Consider the following 17,233-nt stretch of genomic DNA (forward strand, 5'->3'; position numbering starts at 1 on the left):
TTCCTCACATAAAGTAAGCCTTTGTGACTCTAAGCTGAACGCACAAAATAACCAAGGGGCTTATTATGAGCACAACTGACGATTCTTTCTCTGTTACCCACGACCCGATTGAAATTCAGCGGCCTTCGCTCAAAGAGCGCTGGTGGCATATTATGGATACCTGGAAAGTTGGGATTATTCCTCTGCCGCTGTTCGTTCTGGCGGGCGCGCTGATTGCCATTGATTGCCTGGGCGGAAAACTGCCGAGCGATATCGTGGTCATGGTGGCAACGCTGGCCTTCTTCGGCTTTGCCTGCGGCGAGTTTGGCAAACGCCTGCCGATTGTCGGCAAGCTCGGCGCGGCGGCGATTTGCGCCACCTTTATCCCTTCCGCGCTGGTCTATTATGGCCTGCTGCCGGACGTGGTGGTCGAGTCCACCACCAAGTTCTACAAATCCACCAACATTCTCTATCTCTACATCTGCTGCATTATCGTCGGCAGCATCATGAGCATGAACCGCACGGTGCTGATTCAGGGCTTCCTGCGCATCTTCTTCCCGATGCTGTGCGGTGAAGTTGTCGGCATGCTGGTAGGGATGGGCGTCGGCCTGGCGCTGGGTCTTGAGCCGTTCCAGATCTTCTTCTTTATCATTCTGCCGATTATGGCGGGCGGCGTTGGGGAAGGGGCGATCCCGCTTTCCATCGGCTATGCCACCCTGCTGCACATGGACCAGGGCGTGGCGCTCGGCCGCGTGCTGCCGATGGTAATGCTCGGCGGTCTGACGGCAATCATCATCTCCGGCTGCCTGAACCAGCTCGGTAAACGCTTCCCGCACCTGACCGGTGAAGGTCAGCTGATGCCTAACCGCGCGAATGCCGATGCCACGGTCTCTCAGCCTGCGTTTTCCGGCAAAGCGGACGTCACCACTATCGCCTCCGGCGCGCTGCTGGCGGTGCTGCTCTACATGCTGGGCATGCTCGGCCACAAGCTGATTGGCCTGCCAGCACCAGTTGGCATGCTGTTTATGGCGGTCCTGGTGAAGCTCTGCAACGGCGCCTCTCCGCGCCTGCTGGAAGGCTCTCAGGTGGTGTACAAATTCTTCCAGACCTCCGTGACCTACCCAATCCTCTTCGCCGTCGGCGTGGCCATCACCCCGTGGCATGAACTGGTGGCGGCGTTCACCGTCAGCAACCTGCTGGTGATTGTCAGCACCGTTTCCGCACTGGTGGCAACCGGCTTCTTCGTCGGCAAAAAGATTGGTATGCACCCGATTGATGTCGCCATCGTCTCCTGCTGCCAGAGCGGCCAGGGCGGTACCGGCGACGTGGCGATCCTGACCGCAGGCAACCGTATGAGCCTGATGCCGTTCGCCCAGATTGCTACCCGTATCGGCGGGGCGATTAACGTCTCTGTCTCACTGCTGATTCTGGGCAACTTCCTCGTTTAAGTTTTCAGGAAAGAACAATGAAACTCGCAAGCTTTTTATACCAGGGAAAACGCAGCTACGGCATCGTCCAGGCCGATGGCGTGATTGATTTAGGCCGCCGTCTCGGCGACCGCTACAGCGACCTCAAGGCGCTGCTGCAGGGCAACGGGCTGGCGCAGGCCACCCGCTACCTGAACGATGCCGTGGACGTGCCGATGAGCGCCATCACCTTCTTACCGGTGATCGAGCAGCCGGAAAAGATCCTCTGCGTGGGCATGAACTATGCCGACAAGCGCAAGGAGTTTGACCAGCATAACCCGGCCCCGACGCTGTTTGTCCGCTTCCCGGATTCACAGACCGGCCACAACGAGCCGGTGCTGAAGCCGCGCCATTCAAGTGAATTCGACTATGAAGGCGAGCTGGCGGTGATCATCGGTAAAGGCGGGGAGAACATCAGCCGCGACGACGCCCTGCGCCACGTGGCTGGCTACAGCTGCTACATGGACGGCTCCGCCCGCGACTGGCAGCACACCTGGTTCACCGCCGGTAAAAACTGGCGCAAAACCGGCGCGTTTGGGCCGTGGATGGCGACGGCGGATGAGATCCCGGATCCGCACCAGCTTGCGATCCGCACCTGGCTGAACGGCCGCATGGTGCAGGAAGACAACACCAGCAGCATGATCCACAAGGTGGCGGAGCTGATCGAGTACATCAGCACCTTCACCCGCCTCAGCCCGGGCGATGTGATCATCACCGGATCCCCGGGCGGAGTGGGTAAAAAGCGCAATCCGCCGCTGTTTATGAAAGAAGGGGATCGCATTGAGGTGGAGATCGAGCATATCGGTCATCTCAGCAACGTGATCGTGGAAGCGCCAGCCGTCGGGCTTGCGGCAGCACATTAAGAAAGACGGCATGAACAGTCAACCCATCGATTTTCGCCACACCGTCGTGGCGAAACACCCGGAACGCTTAAGCCAGATCCGCTACCTGCTGGCAGACAGCGGCCTTGGCCTGGACAACGACATCACGCTGTTTGTCGAAGCCTGGTCCGGCTCGCAGCTGGTGGGTTGCGCAGGGCTTGCTGCCAACGTCATCAAATGCGTGGCGGTCAACGAGCAGCTTCGCGGCGAGAACCTCAGCGCGCGGCTGCTGGCAGAGGTGGAAAATGCGGCGCTGGAGTGCGGCCATTTTCACCTCTTCCTCTGCACCCGTCCGTGCAACCGGGAGCGCTTTGCCCGCAGCGGCTTCTGGCCGATTGCCCAGAGCGGAAACAACGCGGTGCTGATGGAGAACACCCCGCAGGGGATCGAACGCTACTGCCGTTCCCTGCGCGCGAAGCGCAAGTGCGGGGAGAACGTTGGCGCGATAGTGATGAACGCCAATCCGTTCACCCTCGGCCACCGCCATCTGGTGGAGCAGGCGGCGCAGCGGTGCGATGTCCTGCATCTGTTCGTGGTGCGTGAAGACGCCTCGTTCTTCCCGTTCAGCGCGCGCCTCGAGATGGTGCGCGCGGGCGTGGCGCATCTGCCGAACGTGTTGGTGCATGAAGGCTCGCAGTACATCATCTCCCGCGCCACCTTCCCGGCCTACTTCCTGAAGGAGACCGGCAAAGTGCAGCAGGCGTGGAGCGAGATCGATGTGCTGATCTTCCGGGACTTCATCGCCCCGGCGCTGGGCATTACGCACCGCTTCATCGGCTCGGAGCCGTTCTGCGATATCACCCGCCAGTACAACCAGACGCTGCACGACCTGCTGGCCTCGCATATCGAGGTGGTGGAAATGCCGCGCATCAAGGCCACCGGCAACGCCATATCAGCGTCTGAAGTGCGCCGCTTACTGAAGACACAGCAGTTTTCCCGGATCCGGGAGATTGTCCCGGACTCCACCTTCGCGCATCTCGAAACGCATTACCGTGCGAGTGCGGAAGTCGCTTAACTACCAGGAATTTATCATGAAAATTGTAAGGGAGGCGCTGGCCGGAACGCAGGAGTCCAGCGACCTGATGGTGAAAATCGCTCCCGCTCACGGCGAGCTGGAGATAGTCATCCACAGTGAAGTGATTAAGCAGTTTGGCGAGCAAATTCGCCAGGTGGTCAACGACACGTTGCGCGCCATGAACGTGCACCAGGGATTAATCATTATTGAAGACAAAGGTGCGCTGGACTGTGTTATTCGCGCCCGCCTGCAAAGCGCGCTGATGCGTGCCGCCGATGAACAGGCCATCAACTGGGGGGCGCTGAAATGAGCAAACTCCGCCGCAGCATGCTGTTCCTGCCGGGCGCCAACGCCGCCATGCTTTCCACCGCCTTTATCTACCGTCCCGACTCCATCATGTTTGACCTTGAGGACGCCGTTGCCCTGCGCGAGAAGGATACCGCACGCATGCTGGTGTTCCACGCCCTGCAGCACCCGATGTATCAGGATATCGAAACCGTGGTGCGTATTAACCCGCTCAGCACGCCGTTTGGCCTGCTGGATCTGGAAGCCGCCGTGCGGGCCGGCGTGGACGTGATCCGCCTGCCGAAAACCGACACGCCGGACGATATCTACGAGCTGGAAAGCCATCTCGAGCGTATCGAGCAGGAGTGCGGCCGCGAGGTTGGCTCCACCCGCGTGATGGCGGCGATTGAGTCGGCCATTGGCGTCATCAACGCCGTGGCGATTGCCCGCAGCTCTGTGCGCCTCATCGGGATTGCGCTGGCCGCCTTTGACTACGTGATGGACATGCAGACCGAGCGCGGCGACGGCACCGAGCTGTTCTACGCCCGCTGTGCCGTGCTGCACGCCGCCCGCGCGGCGGGCATCGACGCCTTCGACGTGGTGTGGTCAGACGTTAACGACGAGGCCGGGTTCCTGCGCGAGGTCGATCTGATCCGCAAGATGGGCTTCAACGGCAAATCGCTGATTAACCCGCGCCAGATTGACCTGCTGCACAACGCCTACGCCCCGACGCAGGATGAGGTGGATCATGCCAAAAGGGTGATTGAGGCGGCAGAAGAGGGCGAGCGTAACGGCCTGGGCGTGGTGTCGCTCAACGGCAAAATGGTGGATGCACCGATTATTAACCACGCGCAGGTGGTGCTGGAGCGCGCGGCGGCCTCCGGCGTGCGTCGGTAAGGATAAAATAATGAATCAGACAGAACTTCTTCACGTGAACTTTCCCCATCTGAGGGACTTAAAACCGTTTGATAACGCCCACAGCGCCACGCCGTGGCTGGCGGACAGCGACGCGAAGCACAGCCGCAAGCTCTGCGCCTCTGTTGAAGAGGCTGTGATGCGCAGCGGCCTGCAGGACGGGATGACCATCTCCTTCCACCACGCGTTTCGCGAAGGCGACCGGGTGATCAACACCGTCGTGGCGCTGCTGGCGCGAATGGGCTTCAAAAACCTGACGCTGGCCTCCAGCTCGCTGATGACCTGTAACGACGCGCTGATCGAGCATATTGAAAGCGGCGTCATCACCCGGATTTACACCTCGGGCATGCGCGGCAGGCTGGCGGACGCCATCTCCCACGGGCTGATGGACGAGCCGGTGCAAATTCATTCCCACGGCGGGCGCGTGAAGCTGCTTCAGGACGGCGAGCTGAGTATCGACGTAGCGTTCCTCGGCGTGCCGTGCAGCGATGAGTTTGGCAACGCCAACGGCACGCACGGTAAATCGTGCTGCGGGTCCCTGGGCTACGCCATGGTGGACGCGCACTTTGCCCGTAAAGTAGTGCTGCTGACTGAAGAACTGGTGCCGTTTCCGAATATGCCCGCCAGCCTGGTTCAGGACCAGGTGGACTACATCGTGCAGGTTGAAAGCGTGGGCGACCCGGCGAAAATCAGCGTCGGCGCGGCGCGCGTCACCAGCAACCCGCGCGAGCTGATGATCGCCCGCTATGCGGCGGACGTCATTGAACACTCCGGCTACTTCAAACCGGGCTTCTCGATGCAGACCGGCTCCGGCGCGGCGGCGACCGCCTGCACGCGCTTTATGGAAGAGAAGATGGAGCGCAGCGGCGTGAAGGCGCGCTTTGCGCTCGGCGGCATCACCGGCAGCCTGGTGGATTTACACGAGAAGGGACTCATCGAAAAGCTGCTCGATACCCAGTGCTTTGACGGCCAGGCGGCGGCCTCGCTGGCGCGCAACCCGAACCACGTGGAGATCTCCACCAACGTCTACGCCAACCCTGGCAGCAAGGCGGCAAGCTGCGACCAGCTCGACGTGGTGATCCTCAGCGCGCTGGAAATCGACGTTGATTTCAACGTCAACGTTATCACCGGCTCCGACGGGGTGATGCGCGGGGCGTCCGGCGGACACTGCGACGTGGCCGCCGCGGCAAACCTGACCATCGTTGTCGCGCCGCTGCTGCGCAGCCGCATTCCAACGGTCGTGAAGCGCGTCACCACGCGCCTCACGCCGGGTGAGAGCATCGACGTGCTGGTCACCGACCACGGCATTGCGGTCAACCCGGCGCGCCCGGAGATCCGCGAGCGCCTGCTGGAAGCCGGGCTCAAAGTTGTGGATATCAGCGCGCTTTACGAGCGGGCGATTTCCCTGACGGGCGTACCGAAACCGATTGAATTTACCGACAAAATCGTCGGGGTGATCCGCTACCGCGACGGCAGCGTGATCGACACCGTACGACAGGTGAAGGAGTAGTTATGACAATAGCGACACCCGTGCGGGCGGGTGTCAGCCTGGAGGAACTGCTGGCGGCGAAAGAGCGCCGCGCAGCGCGCCAGGCTGACATGCTTGAGCACTATCAACAACCGGTGATTTCCCTCACGCTGGTCACGCCAGGGGAAATCAAAGACAGCCTGCGCTATCGCAATACCATGGGCGTGGCGCTGCAAATGTGCGACCAGCTGCTGTGGGAAAACCGCTGGCAGGTGCTGGACCGTCAGGTGCTGTGGCTCCCGACCGGGCCAGAAGCCCTGTGGTGTGTGGCCCATCCCGCGGTGGAAATCAAAGCGCACTGCGCGGATCTGGAGCAGACGCACCCGCTCGGCAGGCTGTGGGATCTGGACGTGATCTGCCCTCAGCACGGCCACGTCGGGCGTCAGTCGCTGGGGGCGAATCTCAGACGCTGCCTGATCTGCGACGAACCCGCTCATGCCTGTTCCCGTTCGCGCAATCACCCCCTTGAGCAGGTGGTTTCCCGCGTGGAGAAGACAATCGATGACTGGTTTGCTCGCGACTAAACCGCGCCCGGTTGACGTGCCCGCGCTTGCCGAGGCGGCGCTATGGCAGGAGCTGGAGCTGACGCCCAAGCCGGGGCTGGTGGACAAGCTCAATAACGGTTCCCATCGCGATATGGACCACGCGCTGTTCGTCCGCAGCATTGCGGCGATAACGCCGTGGTTTTCGCGCTTTGCCGAACTCGGTAACGCACATGCGGATAAACCCGCTGACGCACAGCTTCGCATTATCCGCCCGATGGGGATGGCCTGCGAGCAGGCGATGTACGCCGCGACGAACGGAGTGAACACCCACAAGGGCGGGATTTTTGCCCTGGGTTTACTGTGCTTCGCTGCCGGACGTGTGAAAAATATCTCCGCAGATAGCCTCTGTTGTGAGGTGAGTAACATCTGCAGCGGGCTGGTGTCGCGGGAACTGGCCGCGCGCAGCGGACAGGCGACGGCGGGCGAGCGGCAGTTTCAGCTGTACGGCTTAACCGGCGCGCGCGGAGAGGCGGAAAGCGGCTTTGCGACGGCGCGTAAGGCGCTGGCGCAGTGGAGCGGACAGTCGCTTCACGGCATGCTGTTGCGCCTGATGGCGGTCAATCAGGACAGTAATCTCGTCTCGCGCGGCGGCATTGAAGGGCTACGCTACGTTCAGGGCTACGCGCGGGAATTACTGGCGAGTGGCTGGGATCGAGAGGCGCTGCTTAAGATGGATAAGGCATTGATTGAACGGAACCTGAGCCCGGGCGGCAGCGCGGATTTGCTGTCGGTGGGGTGGGTGCTCTCTGCAATAAAATAGCCGGGTGGCGGCTTCGCCTTACCCGGCCTACGGTCTGGTTTTGTAGGCCCGGTAAGCGCAGCGCCACCGGGCACAACAATCAATGCGCGATCGGCTGCGCACCGTGCGGCTCGCGCACGTGCTTGTACTTGAACAGCGCGATGAACGCGAAGAACAGCACCAGCGAGTACGCCGCGAAGATCAGCCACACAGGCTGCCAGTTGGTGATGCCGTTGGTGGTGTACATCTCAACCACTTTACCGCTTACCACGCCGCCCAGAATACAGCCGAAGCCGTTGGTCATCATCAGGAACATACCCTGCGCGCTGGCGCGGATTTCAGGCTTCACCTCTTTTTCAACAAACACCGAACCAGAGATGTTGAAGAAGTCGAAGGCGCAGCCGTAAACGATCATCGACAGCACCAGCAGCACGGTACCAAACGCGCTCGGGTCACCGTAGGCGAACAGGCCGAAGCGCAACATCCATGCCGCGATACTGATCAGCATGACGTTTTTGATGCCGTAGCGGCTCAGGAAGAACGGGATGGTCAGGATGAACAGCGTCTCAGAGATCTGAGAGATGGACATCATCACCGACGCATGTTCAACGATAAAGCTGCCGGAGAACAGCGGGTTGTTATCGAAGCTGTGCAGGAAGGTGTTGCCGAACATGTTGGTGATCTGCAGCTCTGCGCCCAGCAGCATGGAGAAGATAAAGAAGATCGCCATGCGTTTGTTTTTAAACAGCGCGAACGCGTCCAGGCCGAGCATGGTGCTCCAGCTCTGGTTTTTCTGCTGGTTAGAAACCGGAATGGTTGGCAGCGTCAGGGTGAAGATCGCCAGCACCACGGAGAGCGCCGCACCGATATAGAGCTGCATATGGCTCAGTTCGAAGCCTGCGAAGCTCACGCCCCACATCGCCATGATAAAGCCGATGGTGCCCCAGATACGGATTGGCGGGAAATCGGTCACGATATCCAAATCCGCGGATTTCAGGCGGTAGTAGGAGATGGTGTTGATCAGGCCAAGCGTTGGCATATAGGCCAGCGAGTTAAGCAGGATCACCATGAACATCGCCCCCGGCGTGGTCACCTGGGCTGCCATAAACAGCGTCCCCGCGCCCACCAGATGGCAAAGCATGTACAGCCATTTCGCACTCAACCATTTATCCGCCACGATGCCCAGCAGCGTTGGCATGAAGACAGCCGCAATACCGAGCGAGCTGTATACGGCACCGATTGACGCACCGTCGAACTTGAGCGTCACAAACATATAGGAGCCGAGTGTGGTCAGCCAGCTACCCCACAGGCAGAACTGCAGAAACGACAATATTTTAAGCTGCAGCTTAAGGTTCATGTTACTTTCCTCACAAGTGAGCGGGAGATATGTTGTTTTGGGAACATTCAGGGTTGTTATTTGATGCAATTCTATCAGTTGGCAACAATATGTTTTGTTACCTCCCGCAAAAAAATGCAATCCACATTAATTTGCAGTTTGGATTGTGATGCAAATAACATTTTCGTATGGGTGGGGTTGGATAGGTGCGGCCTGATGCCCTCACCCTGACCCTCTCCCACAGGGAGAGGGGAAACAGAACACCTTCTCCCAGAGGGGAGAAGGTGTGCCGATCACCGGCGACGGTAGTTCTTCTGCGCCGTATTCACCTTATACAGATAGCGACGGGATTCCGCAGACGGGTGACGAGTGGTGAGGGTAGAGTAGACATCCCCCGGCGCCATGCTGTTAATGATGTTCGCGGCCTGCACTTTGTCATTCGAGAAGACGCGCAGCACGCTGCCCGCGCCGCCGTTATAGGCGGTGATCACCGCATAGCGGCGCGACGTTGGGTTATCAATTCCGCCCAGGTACACATTGTTCAGCATCGCCAGATAGGCCGTGCCGGTATCAATGTTGCTCTGCGGATCGAACAGATAGCTGCGGCTCGGCGTGCCGGATTTCCCCTGCGCGCGGAAGACGTCTTTACCGGCGCTGTGCTGCACAACCTGCATCAGCCCCAGGGCGTCGGAACGGCTCACCGCGTACGGGTTGAACGAGGATTCGGTCTGCATAATCGCCAGGATCAGCGACTCATCCACGCCGTACTTGCGCGAGGCCTGACGCACCATCCCAATGTATTTATGCGCACGCTTGTCGAGGTGGTTCGGGACGAGGTTGATGGTGACGCTGTAGATAATCTTCAGACCGTTAGAGCGGCTTTTCAGGCGCGTCTGCAGCAGGTAGTCGGCAAATTTCGTGGCGCGACCTTCCCAGCGGATCGGCTGACCGGTCTGATCGACGACCTGGCCGTACAGGAACGGCTCTTTCGAGATAGTGATATCGTCGGCATCGGAGTAGAGATCGATAGAACCCGGATCGTCACCCATCAGCAGGGTTTTGACGATCGCCTGACGCAGTCGTGCCGCAGGGTCGGTGCCTGCGATGGTCTCAATCGTGATCGTACCCTCATCAAAGTTGATGTGGCTACGGGTCTGATAGGCGTCGGTGTACTTAACGTAGTCCTTAGGTCCGGCAATAAGAACTTCGTTAAATCCCCATATGTTCTCGATGTTGTGGGCAAACTGCCCCATCAAAATGTCAAAACCGTTGGTGTCCTTGATCCAGGCTTCGTTGTAATCTTCGCCTTTTTTTGACGAACACGAGACAAGCAACGGCGCAACAAGGGCTAGCGCTAAAAGTTTTTTCATCATTCCGGGAGTGCGTGTTGTGTTTGCTTTAACGGCGGGGTTTCCCCCGCACGCTGTTATTTTTCCGGTGGCGTATAGCCTTCGATGTGCACGTCTTTACCTTCGAACAGGAAGCTCACCATCTCCTGCTCCAGCAGCTTGCGGTGTTCCGGGTTCATCATGCTGAGTTTTTTCTCGTTGATCAGCATGGTCTGCTTTTTCTGCCACTGTCCCCAGGCTTCTTTGGAGATTTCATTGTAGATGCGTTTACCCAGGTCGCCCGGATAAAGCTGGAAATCCTGGCCTTCAGCGTCACGCTGCAGGAAAGTACAAAAAATCGTTCTGGCCATACTCATTCCTCTTTTTCTTGTCGATGCTAAACCATTGCACCGGCACGTAATTGCTGTAACAGGCGCTCCACGGGAGCCGCCAGTCCGACTGATGGCGGTTGCGCTAAGTTATACCAGAGAGCGGTGCCTTCATCCATGCACGAGGCAAATGACGACACGGGAAGCCACATGGGTACAATGTCCAGGTGGAAATGGCTGAACGTATGGCGAAACGCGGTCAGCTGCGTCAGGTTATCGGCAGCAATCCCGCGCTGTTTAAGCCATTCACGCAGCAAATCTTCATCTTCAAACTGTGGGAAGCAGTATAGACCACCCCACAGACCGCTCGGTGGACGCTGGGCGAGGAAGACCTCGTCGCCGTGCTGCATCAGCAGCATATAGCCGGTGCGCTCCGGCAGCGTCTGTTTGGGTTTCTTACCTGGATATTGCGCCCATGAATGGTTGGCATACGCCACGCAGAGATTATTCACCGGGCAGAGTTCGCATTTCGGTTTTGAGCGCGTGCAGACCAGCGCGCCGAGATCCATCATCGCCTGGTTGAAACGCTCGACGCCGTTGGCCGGGGTGACCGCTTCACTTATTTCCCAAAGGCGTTTTTCGACGTCCTTCTTCCCCGGCCAGCCGTCGACGGCATAGCAGCGTGCCAGCACGCGCTTCACGTTGCCGTCGAGGATCGGGAAATGCTTGCCTAAAGACAGGGAGAGAATGGCGCCTGCGGTTGAACGTCCGACGCCTGGAAGATCGGCCACCTCGTCGAAGGTTTCCGGGAATTTCCCATTGTGGCGCGTCGCGACCTGCTGTGCGGCCTTGTGAAGGTTACGCGCCCGGGCGTAATAGCCAAGACCGGTCCACAGGTGCAGGACCTCGTCCAGCGGGGCGTTGGCCAGATCGGTCACCGTCGGGAAGCGCGCCATAAAACGCTCGAAGTAAGGGATCACCGTGGCGACCTGCGTTTGTTGCAACATCACCTCGGAGAGCCATACTTTGTAAGGCGTTTTTTCAATTTGCCAGGGCAGGGTTTTACGCCCGTATTTGTCGTACCAGTCCAGCACCTGGGCTGAAAATTGAGAGGCTTGCATGGTCATCGATTCGCATAATCAGGGACGCAGATTGCAGCACAGCGTCAATCTGCTGTAAACCGGATCTTTCCCATGCTTGCATAGAAGCCTTAACTTTGGATAATGCCCGTTTCCCGAACATTCTCACAAGCAGACAACTCTTTTATGAAAAACGACGTCATTTCACCGGAATTTGATGAAAACGGTCGCCCGCTACGCCGTATTCGCAGCTTTGTCCGCCGTCAGGGCCGCCTGACAAAAGGGCAGCAACATGCGCTGGACAACTACTGGCCGGTGATGGGCGTTGAGTTCAGCGAGCAGCCTCTGGACTTTACCGAACTGTTCGGCCGCGAAGCACCCGTCACGCTGGAGATCGGGTTTGGTATGGGCACCTCGCTGGTGGCCATGGCGAAAGCGCGACCGGAGCAGAACTTCCTCGGTATCGAAGTCCACTCCCCGGGCGTGGGTGCATGCCTGGCAACGGCCCATGAAGAGGGCGTTGAGAACCTGCGCGTGATGTGTCACGACGCGGTGGAAGTGCTGCATAAAATGATTCCTGACAATTCTTTAACCATGGTTCAGCTCTTTTTCCCTGACCCGTGGCACAAAGCACGTCATAATAAACGCCGTATCGTTCAGGCGCCGTTTGCCGAGCTGGTGAAAAGTAAGCTGAAGCTGGGCGGTGTCTTCCATATGGCGACCGACTGGGAACCGTATGCGGAACATATGCTGGAAGTGATGTCGTCGCTGGACGGGTATAAAAACCAGTCTGAGAGTAACGACTATGTACCGCGTCCGGAATCGCGTCCGGTAACGAAATTTGAACAGCGTGGCCATCGTCTTGGTCACGGTGTATGGGACTTAATGTTCGAGAGGGTGAAATAATGGCAAAGAATCGTAGCCGTCGTCTGCGTAAAAAGATGCACATCGAAGAATTCCAGGAAGTGGGCTTCTCCGTTGCGTGGCGTTTCCCGGAAGGCACCAGTGTAGAACAGATCGATCAGGACGTGGATGCGTTCATCAATGACGTGATTGAGCCAAACAAGCTGGCCTTCGACGGTAGCGGCTACCTGGCCTGGGAAGGTCTGATCTGCACCCAGGAAGTGGGTAAATGCACTGAAGAACATCAGGCCCTGGTGCGTAAATGGCTTGAAGACCACAAGCTCGAAGATGTCCGCGTCAGCGAACTTTTCGACGTTTGGTGGGACTAATAAAGCAGTAAGGGGCCAGCATTAGCTGGCCCATTTTGTCTGAGGGAGTGTTTAAGATGCGCAAAACGTTGCTGGCTGTTGCTTTGATGGCAACCGGATTCACCGCCCATGCGGATTATCAATGTAGCGTCACCCCGCGTGATGACGTGGTGTTAAGCCCGCAAACCGTGCAGGTCAAAGGCGAGAACGGCAATCTGGTGATTACGCCGCAGGGGAACGTCACCTTTAACGGCAAGCAGTACAACCTGACTGCCGCACAGCGTGAGCAGGCGAAAGACTATCAGGCCGATTTGCGTACCGCGCTGCCATGGGTTAATGAAGGCGCGCTGACCCGCGTTGAGAAAAGCCGCGTCGCGCTGGATAAGATCATCACCAAAGAGGTGGGTGAGAGCAGCAATATGCGCACCCGCCTGACGAAGCTGGACAAGCAGCTTAAAGAGCAGATGAACCGCATTATCGAGACGCGCTCCGACGGCCTGACGTTCCACTACAAGGCGATCGATCAGGTCCGTGCTGACGGGCAGCAGCTGGTGAACCAGGCGATGGGCGGCATCCTGCAGGACAGCATCAACGAGATGGGCGCCAAAGCCGTGCTGAAGGGCGGCGGTAATCCGCTGCAGGGCGTGCTGGGCAGCCTGGGCGGCTTGCAGACCTCCATTCAGAACGAGTGGAAGAACCAGGAAGATGATTTCCAGCAGTTCGGCAAAGACGTGTGTAAACGCGTGGTGTCGCTGGAAGATAGCCGGAAGGCGCTGGTGGGGACGCTTAAGTAATTTCCCCTCACCCTAACCCTCTCCCCAAAGGGGCGAGGGGATGGTTTGCTCCCTCTCCCTTTCAGGGAGAGGGCCGGGGTGAGGGTCGCAGCATTTGCAGTGTTTCAAGGATCTTTTCTAACACCGCCTCTTCGTTATTCCAGAGTTCGTTGTTCCAGAATCGAATGACATGCCAGCCTTTCTCGTTAAGCCAGCACGTTCTTTGAAGATCGTATTCCTGCTTTTCATCATGTTGCCCACCATCCAGCTCAACAGCCAGATGAGCCGCGCAGCAGGCGAAATCCAGAATGTAGTGATCTACAGGATGTTGTCGACGAAATTTATAATTTTCGAAACGGCGGCTGCGCAGTAGATACCAAAGCCGTCTTTCTTCTTTTGTCAGCTCACGTCTGAGCTGTTTTGCATAAGAACGAGTAATTTTCATCCCCACACTCTGCCAGCCTTTCCCTCAGCCGGCAGAGCGGGATGCAAAATCCTGAATCAGCCTTCAGGATTCTTCGGCGAGGAACAGCTCAAGAAGGGAATTTAAGAACAGCTTGCCGTGCTCGGTGATCTGCCAGTATTCCTCACATTCCGTGAGATACCCCTGCGCCAGCGCCTCGTCAATCTGCGGGCGGATCACCGATTCCGGCAGCCCGGTGTAACGCGTAAATTCCGCGCGCGGCGCGGCTTCCAGCAGACGGAAGCGGTTCATAAAGAACTCAAACGGTTTATCCGCTGCCTCGACGTCGTGCTGACGCTCCAGGTAGCGGCCTTCCATATACCCGCGCGGGTGGCGGGTTTTAGCGGTGCGCAGAATGCGCCCGTCCGGGAAGGTCACCTTGCCGTGCGCGCCGCAGCCAATTCCCAGGTAGTCGCCAAAGCGCCAGTAGTTCAGGTTGTGCTGGCACTGGTAGCCCGGCTTCGCGTACGCGGACGTTTCATACTGCTGATAACCCGCAGCGGTCAGCAGCCTGTGACCCTGCTCGAAGATATCCCACAGCGCGTCGTCGTCCGGCAGCACCGGCGGGCGGGAACCGAACAGCGTGTTTGGCTCAATGGTGAGCTGATACCACGACAGGTGCGGCGGATTCAGTTCGATCGCCTGGCGCAGGTCGTCCAGCGCCTCTTCCAGCGACTGATCCGGCAGGCCGTGCATCAGATCGAGGTTAAAGCTGCGAAGGCCAAGCCCGGTCGCCAGGTTGGCAGCGCGCTTCGCCTCTTCCGGGCCGTGAATGCGCCCCAGACGTTTCAGCTTCGGTTCGCTAAAGCTCTGCACGCCGATGGAGATGCGGTTCACGCCCGCGCGCTGATAGTCGACAAAACGGTCGGCCTCAACGGTGCCGGGGTTGGCTTCCATCGTAATTTCAGCATCTGCCGCCAGGTTCAGGCGCGCACGCACGCCGTCCAGCAGCGTCTGCATCGCCGGGCCGGACAGCAGGCTCGGCGTACCGCCACCAATGAAAATGGTCTTAACTTCACGTCCCTGTGCGTAAGCGACATCGGCGTCCAGGTCGGCCAGCAGATGCGCAACGTAGTCATCGTGCGGCACTTCGCCCTTCAGCGCGTGCGAGTTGAAATCGCAGTACGGGCATTTCTGCACGCACCACGGGATGTGAATATACAGACTCAGAGGCGGCAAATTAGCCATTACGCAGTGCTTCCAGTAACAGTTTCAGCGCGCGTCCACGGTGGGAAATCGCGCTTTTCTCTTCGCGGGTCAGTTCCGCAGCGGTTTTGCCCTCGGTCGGGACAAAGAAAATCGGGTCGTAGCCAAAGCCGCCGTTGCCAGCCGCTTCACGGGTAATCACGCCCGGCCAGCTGCCGTGGCAGACAATCGGCGTCGGGTCTTCCGCGTGGCGCATATAGACCAGCACGCAGTGGAACTGCGCGGTGCGCTGTTCGTCCGGTACGTCTTTCAGGGCGACAAGCAGCTTTTCCAGATTCTGCTGGTCGGTGGCGTCAACGCCGGAATAGCGCGCAGAGTAAATCCCCGGCGCACCGCCGAGAAAATCCACGGCCAGGCCGGAGTCGTCGGCAATCGCGGGCAGGCCGGTAATCTGCGCGGCGTGGCGCGCTTTAATGATCGCGTTTTCGATAAACGTCAGCCCCGTCTCTTCGGCGGACTCCACGCCAAGAGCGGTCTGGGCGACCACGTCCAGCCCAAAATCATTTAATAGCGAGGCCAGCTCGCGCACTTTACCGGCGTTGCCGGTCGCGAGAACAACTTTCTGCATGGTTTAGTCCTGTTCTTTCAGAGCCGCGACTTCCGTCGGGATAGATTGCGGATTAAGGATTTTTACCTGTTTATGTCGCCCAAGTTCACCTTTTTCAATGATGACCTGGCTTTTGGCGACGCGAAACTGTTTTGCCAGATATTTGGTCAGATGCGCGTTCGCCTGGCCGTCAACCGGTGGGGCGGTGATGGCGACCTTTAACTCGTCGCCATGCAGCCCGACAATACCGTCACGGCTGGCTTTCGGCTGAATATACAGCCGCAAAACCAGCCCGTCAGCGCAGGTGCTTACGGCACTCATAGCGCCATCCACAGCCCCGGCAGCAGCATATCGCCCGTGGACTGTAACAGCTCAGCGATCCCCATATTAACCACGTAAAGCAGCAGAACCAGGATCATCGGCGAGAAATCAATACCGCCCATCGAAGGCAGCAGGCTGCGAATCGGGCGCAGCAGCGGTTCGGCCAGTTGGATCAGCGCATACTCCACCGGGCTACGCCCCTGGCTCACCCAGCTCATGATGGCCATGACCAGCAGCACCCAGAAAATCAGCAGGCCGATGGTTTTGATTAAAATCAGGACCGCAGCAATCCAGATAATCGGCTGGAAGGTGATGACCATAAACAGCACGATCGCTTTGATAACGCTCAGAATAAACGCCACCAGCAGAGACGAACTGTCGATGGGACCCATCGCCGGGATAATGCGGCGCAGCGGTCCGACAACAGGTTGCGTGATTTTCACGACAAACTGCGAGAACGGATTGTAAAAATCACAGCGGGCCCACTGCATCCAGACGCGCAGCAAAAGCGCCATCGTATACAGCTCAAGCACTGTTGAGAGCAGGAAAGTCAACGTCTTCATGGCGTTCCTCAGGTTTCCTTATTATTTTGAGTAGTCGCGCGCACCGAAAATTGCCGTGCCGATGCGCACCATAGTGCTGCCTGCCGCGATGGCGGCTTCCATATCATCCGACATGCCCAGTGAAAGCGTGTCTACCGTGTTATAGCGCGCTTTAAGCGCCTCAAATGCTACAGCCATTTGCTGTGCCACGGCAAACTGCCTTTCATAACTTGACTCAGGCGCAGGAATGGCCATCAGCCCGCGCAGGGTCAAGCGCGGCAGTTCGGCCACCTCGGCGGCCAGCGCCTCCAGCTCGCTCAGCGCAATGCCGGACTTGCTGTTTTCGTCGCTGATGTTGACCTGAATAAGCACGTTGAGTGCCGGCATTTCTGCCGGACGCTGGTCATTCAGACGGGTAGCGATACGCAGGCGGTCGATGGTGTGGCACCAGTCGAAGTGCTCTGCCACCAGACGGCTTTTGTTCGACTGCAGGGGGCCAATAAAGTGCCACTGCAGATCCGTCTTCCCTTGTTCCTGGAAGTAGCGAATTTTATCCACGCCTTCCTGCACGTAGTTTTCACCAAACGCCCGCTGGCCTGCATCAATAGCTTCTGCGATGGCGCTCGCAGGCTTGGTTTTGCTGACTGCAAGCAGCGTAATTTCTTCTGAAGCACGGCCGCAACGCGCTGCGGCGGCTGAGATTTTGTCCCGGACCTGTGCCAGGTTATGCGCAATGTCGTTCATT

21 protein-coding genes are annotated in these 17,233 nt (G+C 58.5%); 11 read left to right on the plus strand and 10 right to left on the minus strand.

All coding sequences use genetic code 11. The features are described from left to right. Window positions 1-65: 65 nt before the first annotated feature. The 8 genes from QMN93_RS19325 to citG are packed head-to-tail and all read left to right on the plus strand — an operon-like array spanning window position 66 to window position 7,374. Entirely contained in the window at window positions 66-1,427 is a 1,362-nt protein-coding gene (locus tag QMN93_RS19325; protein ID WP_033146621.1) for a 2-hydroxycarboxylate transporter family protein, read from the plus strand. 17 nt (window positions 1,428-1,444) lie between these two features. Next, window positions 1,445-2,308 carry a fumarylacetoacetate hydrolase family protein gene (locus QMN93_RS19330; protein ID WP_021242089.1) on the plus strand — a complete coding sequence of 288 codons (864 nt, stop codon included), beginning with the start codon at window positions 1,445-1,447 and terminating at the stop codon, window positions 2,306-2,308. 10 nt (window positions 2,309-2,318) lie between these two features. Then, window positions 2,319-3,341, plus strand: a complete 1,023-nt coding sequence (citC, locus tag QMN93_RS19335) for a [citrate (pro-3S)-lyase] ligase (RefSeq protein ID WP_193139926.1) — start codon at window positions 2,319-2,321, stop codon at window positions 3,339-3,341. A 16-nt stretch (window positions 3,342-3,357) separates the two neighbouring features. Beyond that, a complete protein-coding gene (citD, locus tag QMN93_RS19340; RefSeq protein ID WP_008499773.1) occupies window positions 3,358-3,651 on the plus strand; it encodes a citrate lyase acyl carrier protein in 294 nt (97 codons plus the stop codon). Continuing rightward, window positions 3,648-4,523 carry a citrate (pro-3S)-lyase subunit beta gene (gene citE / locus QMN93_RS19345; RefSeq protein ID WP_193139928.1) on the plus strand — a complete coding sequence of 292 codons (876 nt, stop codon included), beginning with the start codon at window positions 3,648-3,650 and terminating at the stop codon, window positions 4,521-4,523. The genes citD and citE overlap by 4 nt, the downstream gene beginning before the upstream one ends. 10 nt (window positions 4,524-4,533) lie before the next feature. Continuing rightward, complete coding sequence (citF, locus tag QMN93_RS19350; protein ID WP_193139931.1) at window positions 4,534-6,051, plus strand: citrate lyase subunit alpha; 1,518 nt, start codon at window positions 4,534-4,536, stop codon at window positions 6,049-6,051. Between the two features lie 2 nt (window positions 6,052-6,053). Then, complete coding sequence (citX, locus tag QMN93_RS19355) at window positions 6,054-6,593, plus strand: citrate lyase holo-[acyl-carrier protein] synthase (RefSeq protein WP_182382666.1); 540 nt, start codon at window positions 6,054-6,056, stop codon at window positions 6,591-6,593. Continuing rightward, a complete protein-coding gene (citG, locus tag QMN93_RS19360) occupies window positions 6,571-7,374 on the plus strand; it encodes a triphosphoribosyl-dephospho-CoA synthase CitG (RefSeq protein ID WP_182382665.1) in 804 nt (267 codons plus the stop codon). The genes citX and citG overlap by 23 nt, the downstream gene beginning before the upstream one ends. A 79-nt stretch (window positions 7,375-7,453) precedes the next feature. Here citG and QMN93_RS19365 read toward each other — a convergent pair whose 3' ends face one another. From QMN93_RS19365 to mutY, 4 genes are all read right to left on the minus strand, one after another. Further along, the gene (locus tag QMN93_RS19365) at window positions 7,454-8,710 is read right to left on the minus strand and encodes a nucleoside permease (protein ID WP_029740744.1); all 1,257 of its coding nucleotides are present in this window, start codon (window positions 8,708-8,710) and stop codon (window positions 7,454-7,456) included. Window positions 8,711-8,982: 272 nt separating this feature from the next. Then, the gene (gene mltC / locus QMN93_RS19370; RefSeq protein WP_033146615.1) at window positions 8,983-10,059 is read right to left on the minus strand and encodes a membrane-bound lytic murein transglycosylase MltC; all 1,077 of its coding nucleotides are present in this window, start codon (window positions 10,057-10,059) and stop codon (window positions 8,983-8,985) included. Between the two features lie 56 nt (window positions 10,060-10,115). Further along, the gene (locus tag QMN93_RS19375; RefSeq protein ID WP_023309138.1) at window positions 10,116-10,388 is read right to left on the minus strand and encodes an oxidative damage protection protein; all 273 of its coding nucleotides are present in this window, start codon (window positions 10,386-10,388) and stop codon (window positions 10,116-10,118) included. A 26-nt stretch (window positions 10,389-10,414) separates the two neighbouring features. Beyond that, window positions 10,415-11,467: an A/G-specific adenine glycosylase gene (gene mutY / locus QMN93_RS19380; RefSeq protein ID WP_170864501.1), complete on the minus strand. Its 1,053-nt coding sequence runs from the start codon at window positions 11,465-11,467 to the stop codon at window positions 10,415-10,417. 144 nt (window positions 11,468-11,611) lie between these two features. Here mutY and trmB point away from each other — a divergent pair, with 144 nt between their 5' ends. Genes trmB through QMN93_RS19395 form a run of 3 tightly spaced genes read left to right on the plus strand, consistent with a single transcriptional unit; the run spans window position 11,612 to window position 13,430 of the window. Next, entirely contained in the window at window positions 11,612-12,331 is a 720-nt protein-coding gene (gene trmB / locus QMN93_RS19385; protein WP_033146613.1) for a tRNA (guanosine(46)-N7)-methyltransferase TrmB, read from the plus strand. Next, window positions 12,331-12,657, plus strand: a complete 327-nt coding sequence (locus QMN93_RS19390; RefSeq protein WP_014885198.1) for a YggL family protein — start codon at window positions 12,331-12,333, stop codon at window positions 12,655-12,657. The genes trmB and QMN93_RS19390 overlap by 1 nt, the downstream gene beginning before the upstream one ends. 56 nt (window positions 12,658-12,713) lie before the next feature. Beyond that, entirely contained in the window at window positions 12,714-13,430 is a 717-nt protein-coding gene (locus tag QMN93_RS19395) for a DUF2884 domain-containing protein (protein ID WP_069303288.1), read from the plus strand. 61 nt (window positions 13,431-13,491) lie between these two features. On the opposite strand, the gene QMN93_RS19400 is transcribed toward QMN93_RS19395, so the two are convergent. The 6 genes from QMN93_RS19400 to QMN93_RS19425 all read right to left on the minus strand — a co-directional run bounded on the left by QMN93_RS19400 (window position 13,492) and on the right by QMN93_RS19425 (window position 17,232). Further along, on the minus strand, window positions 13,492-13,854 hold the full coding sequence (locus QMN93_RS19400) for an endonuclease domain-containing protein (RefSeq protein WP_071891574.1): 363 nt from the start codon (window positions 13,852-13,854) through the stop codon (window positions 13,492-13,494). Between the two features lie 63 nt (window positions 13,855-13,917). Beyond that, the gene (hemW, locus tag QMN93_RS19405) at window positions 13,918-15,060 is read right to left on the minus strand and encodes a radical SAM family heme chaperone HemW (RefSeq protein WP_182382664.1); all 1,143 of its coding nucleotides are present in this window, start codon (window positions 15,058-15,060) and stop codon (window positions 13,918-13,920) included. Further along, window positions 15,053-15,646: an XTP/dITP diphosphatase gene (locus tag QMN93_RS19410; RefSeq protein ID WP_064673281.1), complete on the minus strand. Its 594-nt coding sequence runs from the start codon at window positions 15,644-15,646 to the stop codon at window positions 15,053-15,055. The genes hemW and QMN93_RS19410 overlap by 8 nt, the downstream gene beginning before the upstream one ends. Before the next feature lie 3 nt (window positions 15,647-15,649). Continuing rightward, window positions 15,650-15,946 (minus strand): DUF167 family protein YggU, encoded by a 297-nt coding sequence (yggU, locus tag QMN93_RS19415; protein WP_023309131.1) that lies wholly within the window; start codon window positions 15,944-15,946, stop codon window positions 15,650-15,652. Next, complete coding sequence (locus QMN93_RS19420; RefSeq protein WP_033146608.1) at window positions 15,943-16,509, minus strand: YggT family protein; 567 nt, start codon at window positions 16,507-16,509, stop codon at window positions 15,943-15,945. The genes yggU and QMN93_RS19420 overlap by 4 nt, the downstream gene beginning before the upstream one ends. A gap of 21 nt (window positions 16,510-16,530) precedes the next feature. Beyond that, complete coding sequence (locus tag QMN93_RS19425; RefSeq protein WP_143346507.1) at window positions 16,531-17,232, minus strand: YggS family pyridoxal phosphate-dependent enzyme; 702 nt, start codon at window positions 17,230-17,232, stop codon at window positions 16,531-16,533. Window position 17,233 lies beyond the last annotated feature (1 nt).

Source organism: Enterobacter sp. R-1.6.2 (assembly GCF_035064085.1).
GTDB classification, from domain to species: Bacteria; Pseudomonadota; Gammaproteobacteria; order Enterobacterales; family Enterobacteriaceae; genus Enterobacter; species Enterobacter asburiae_B.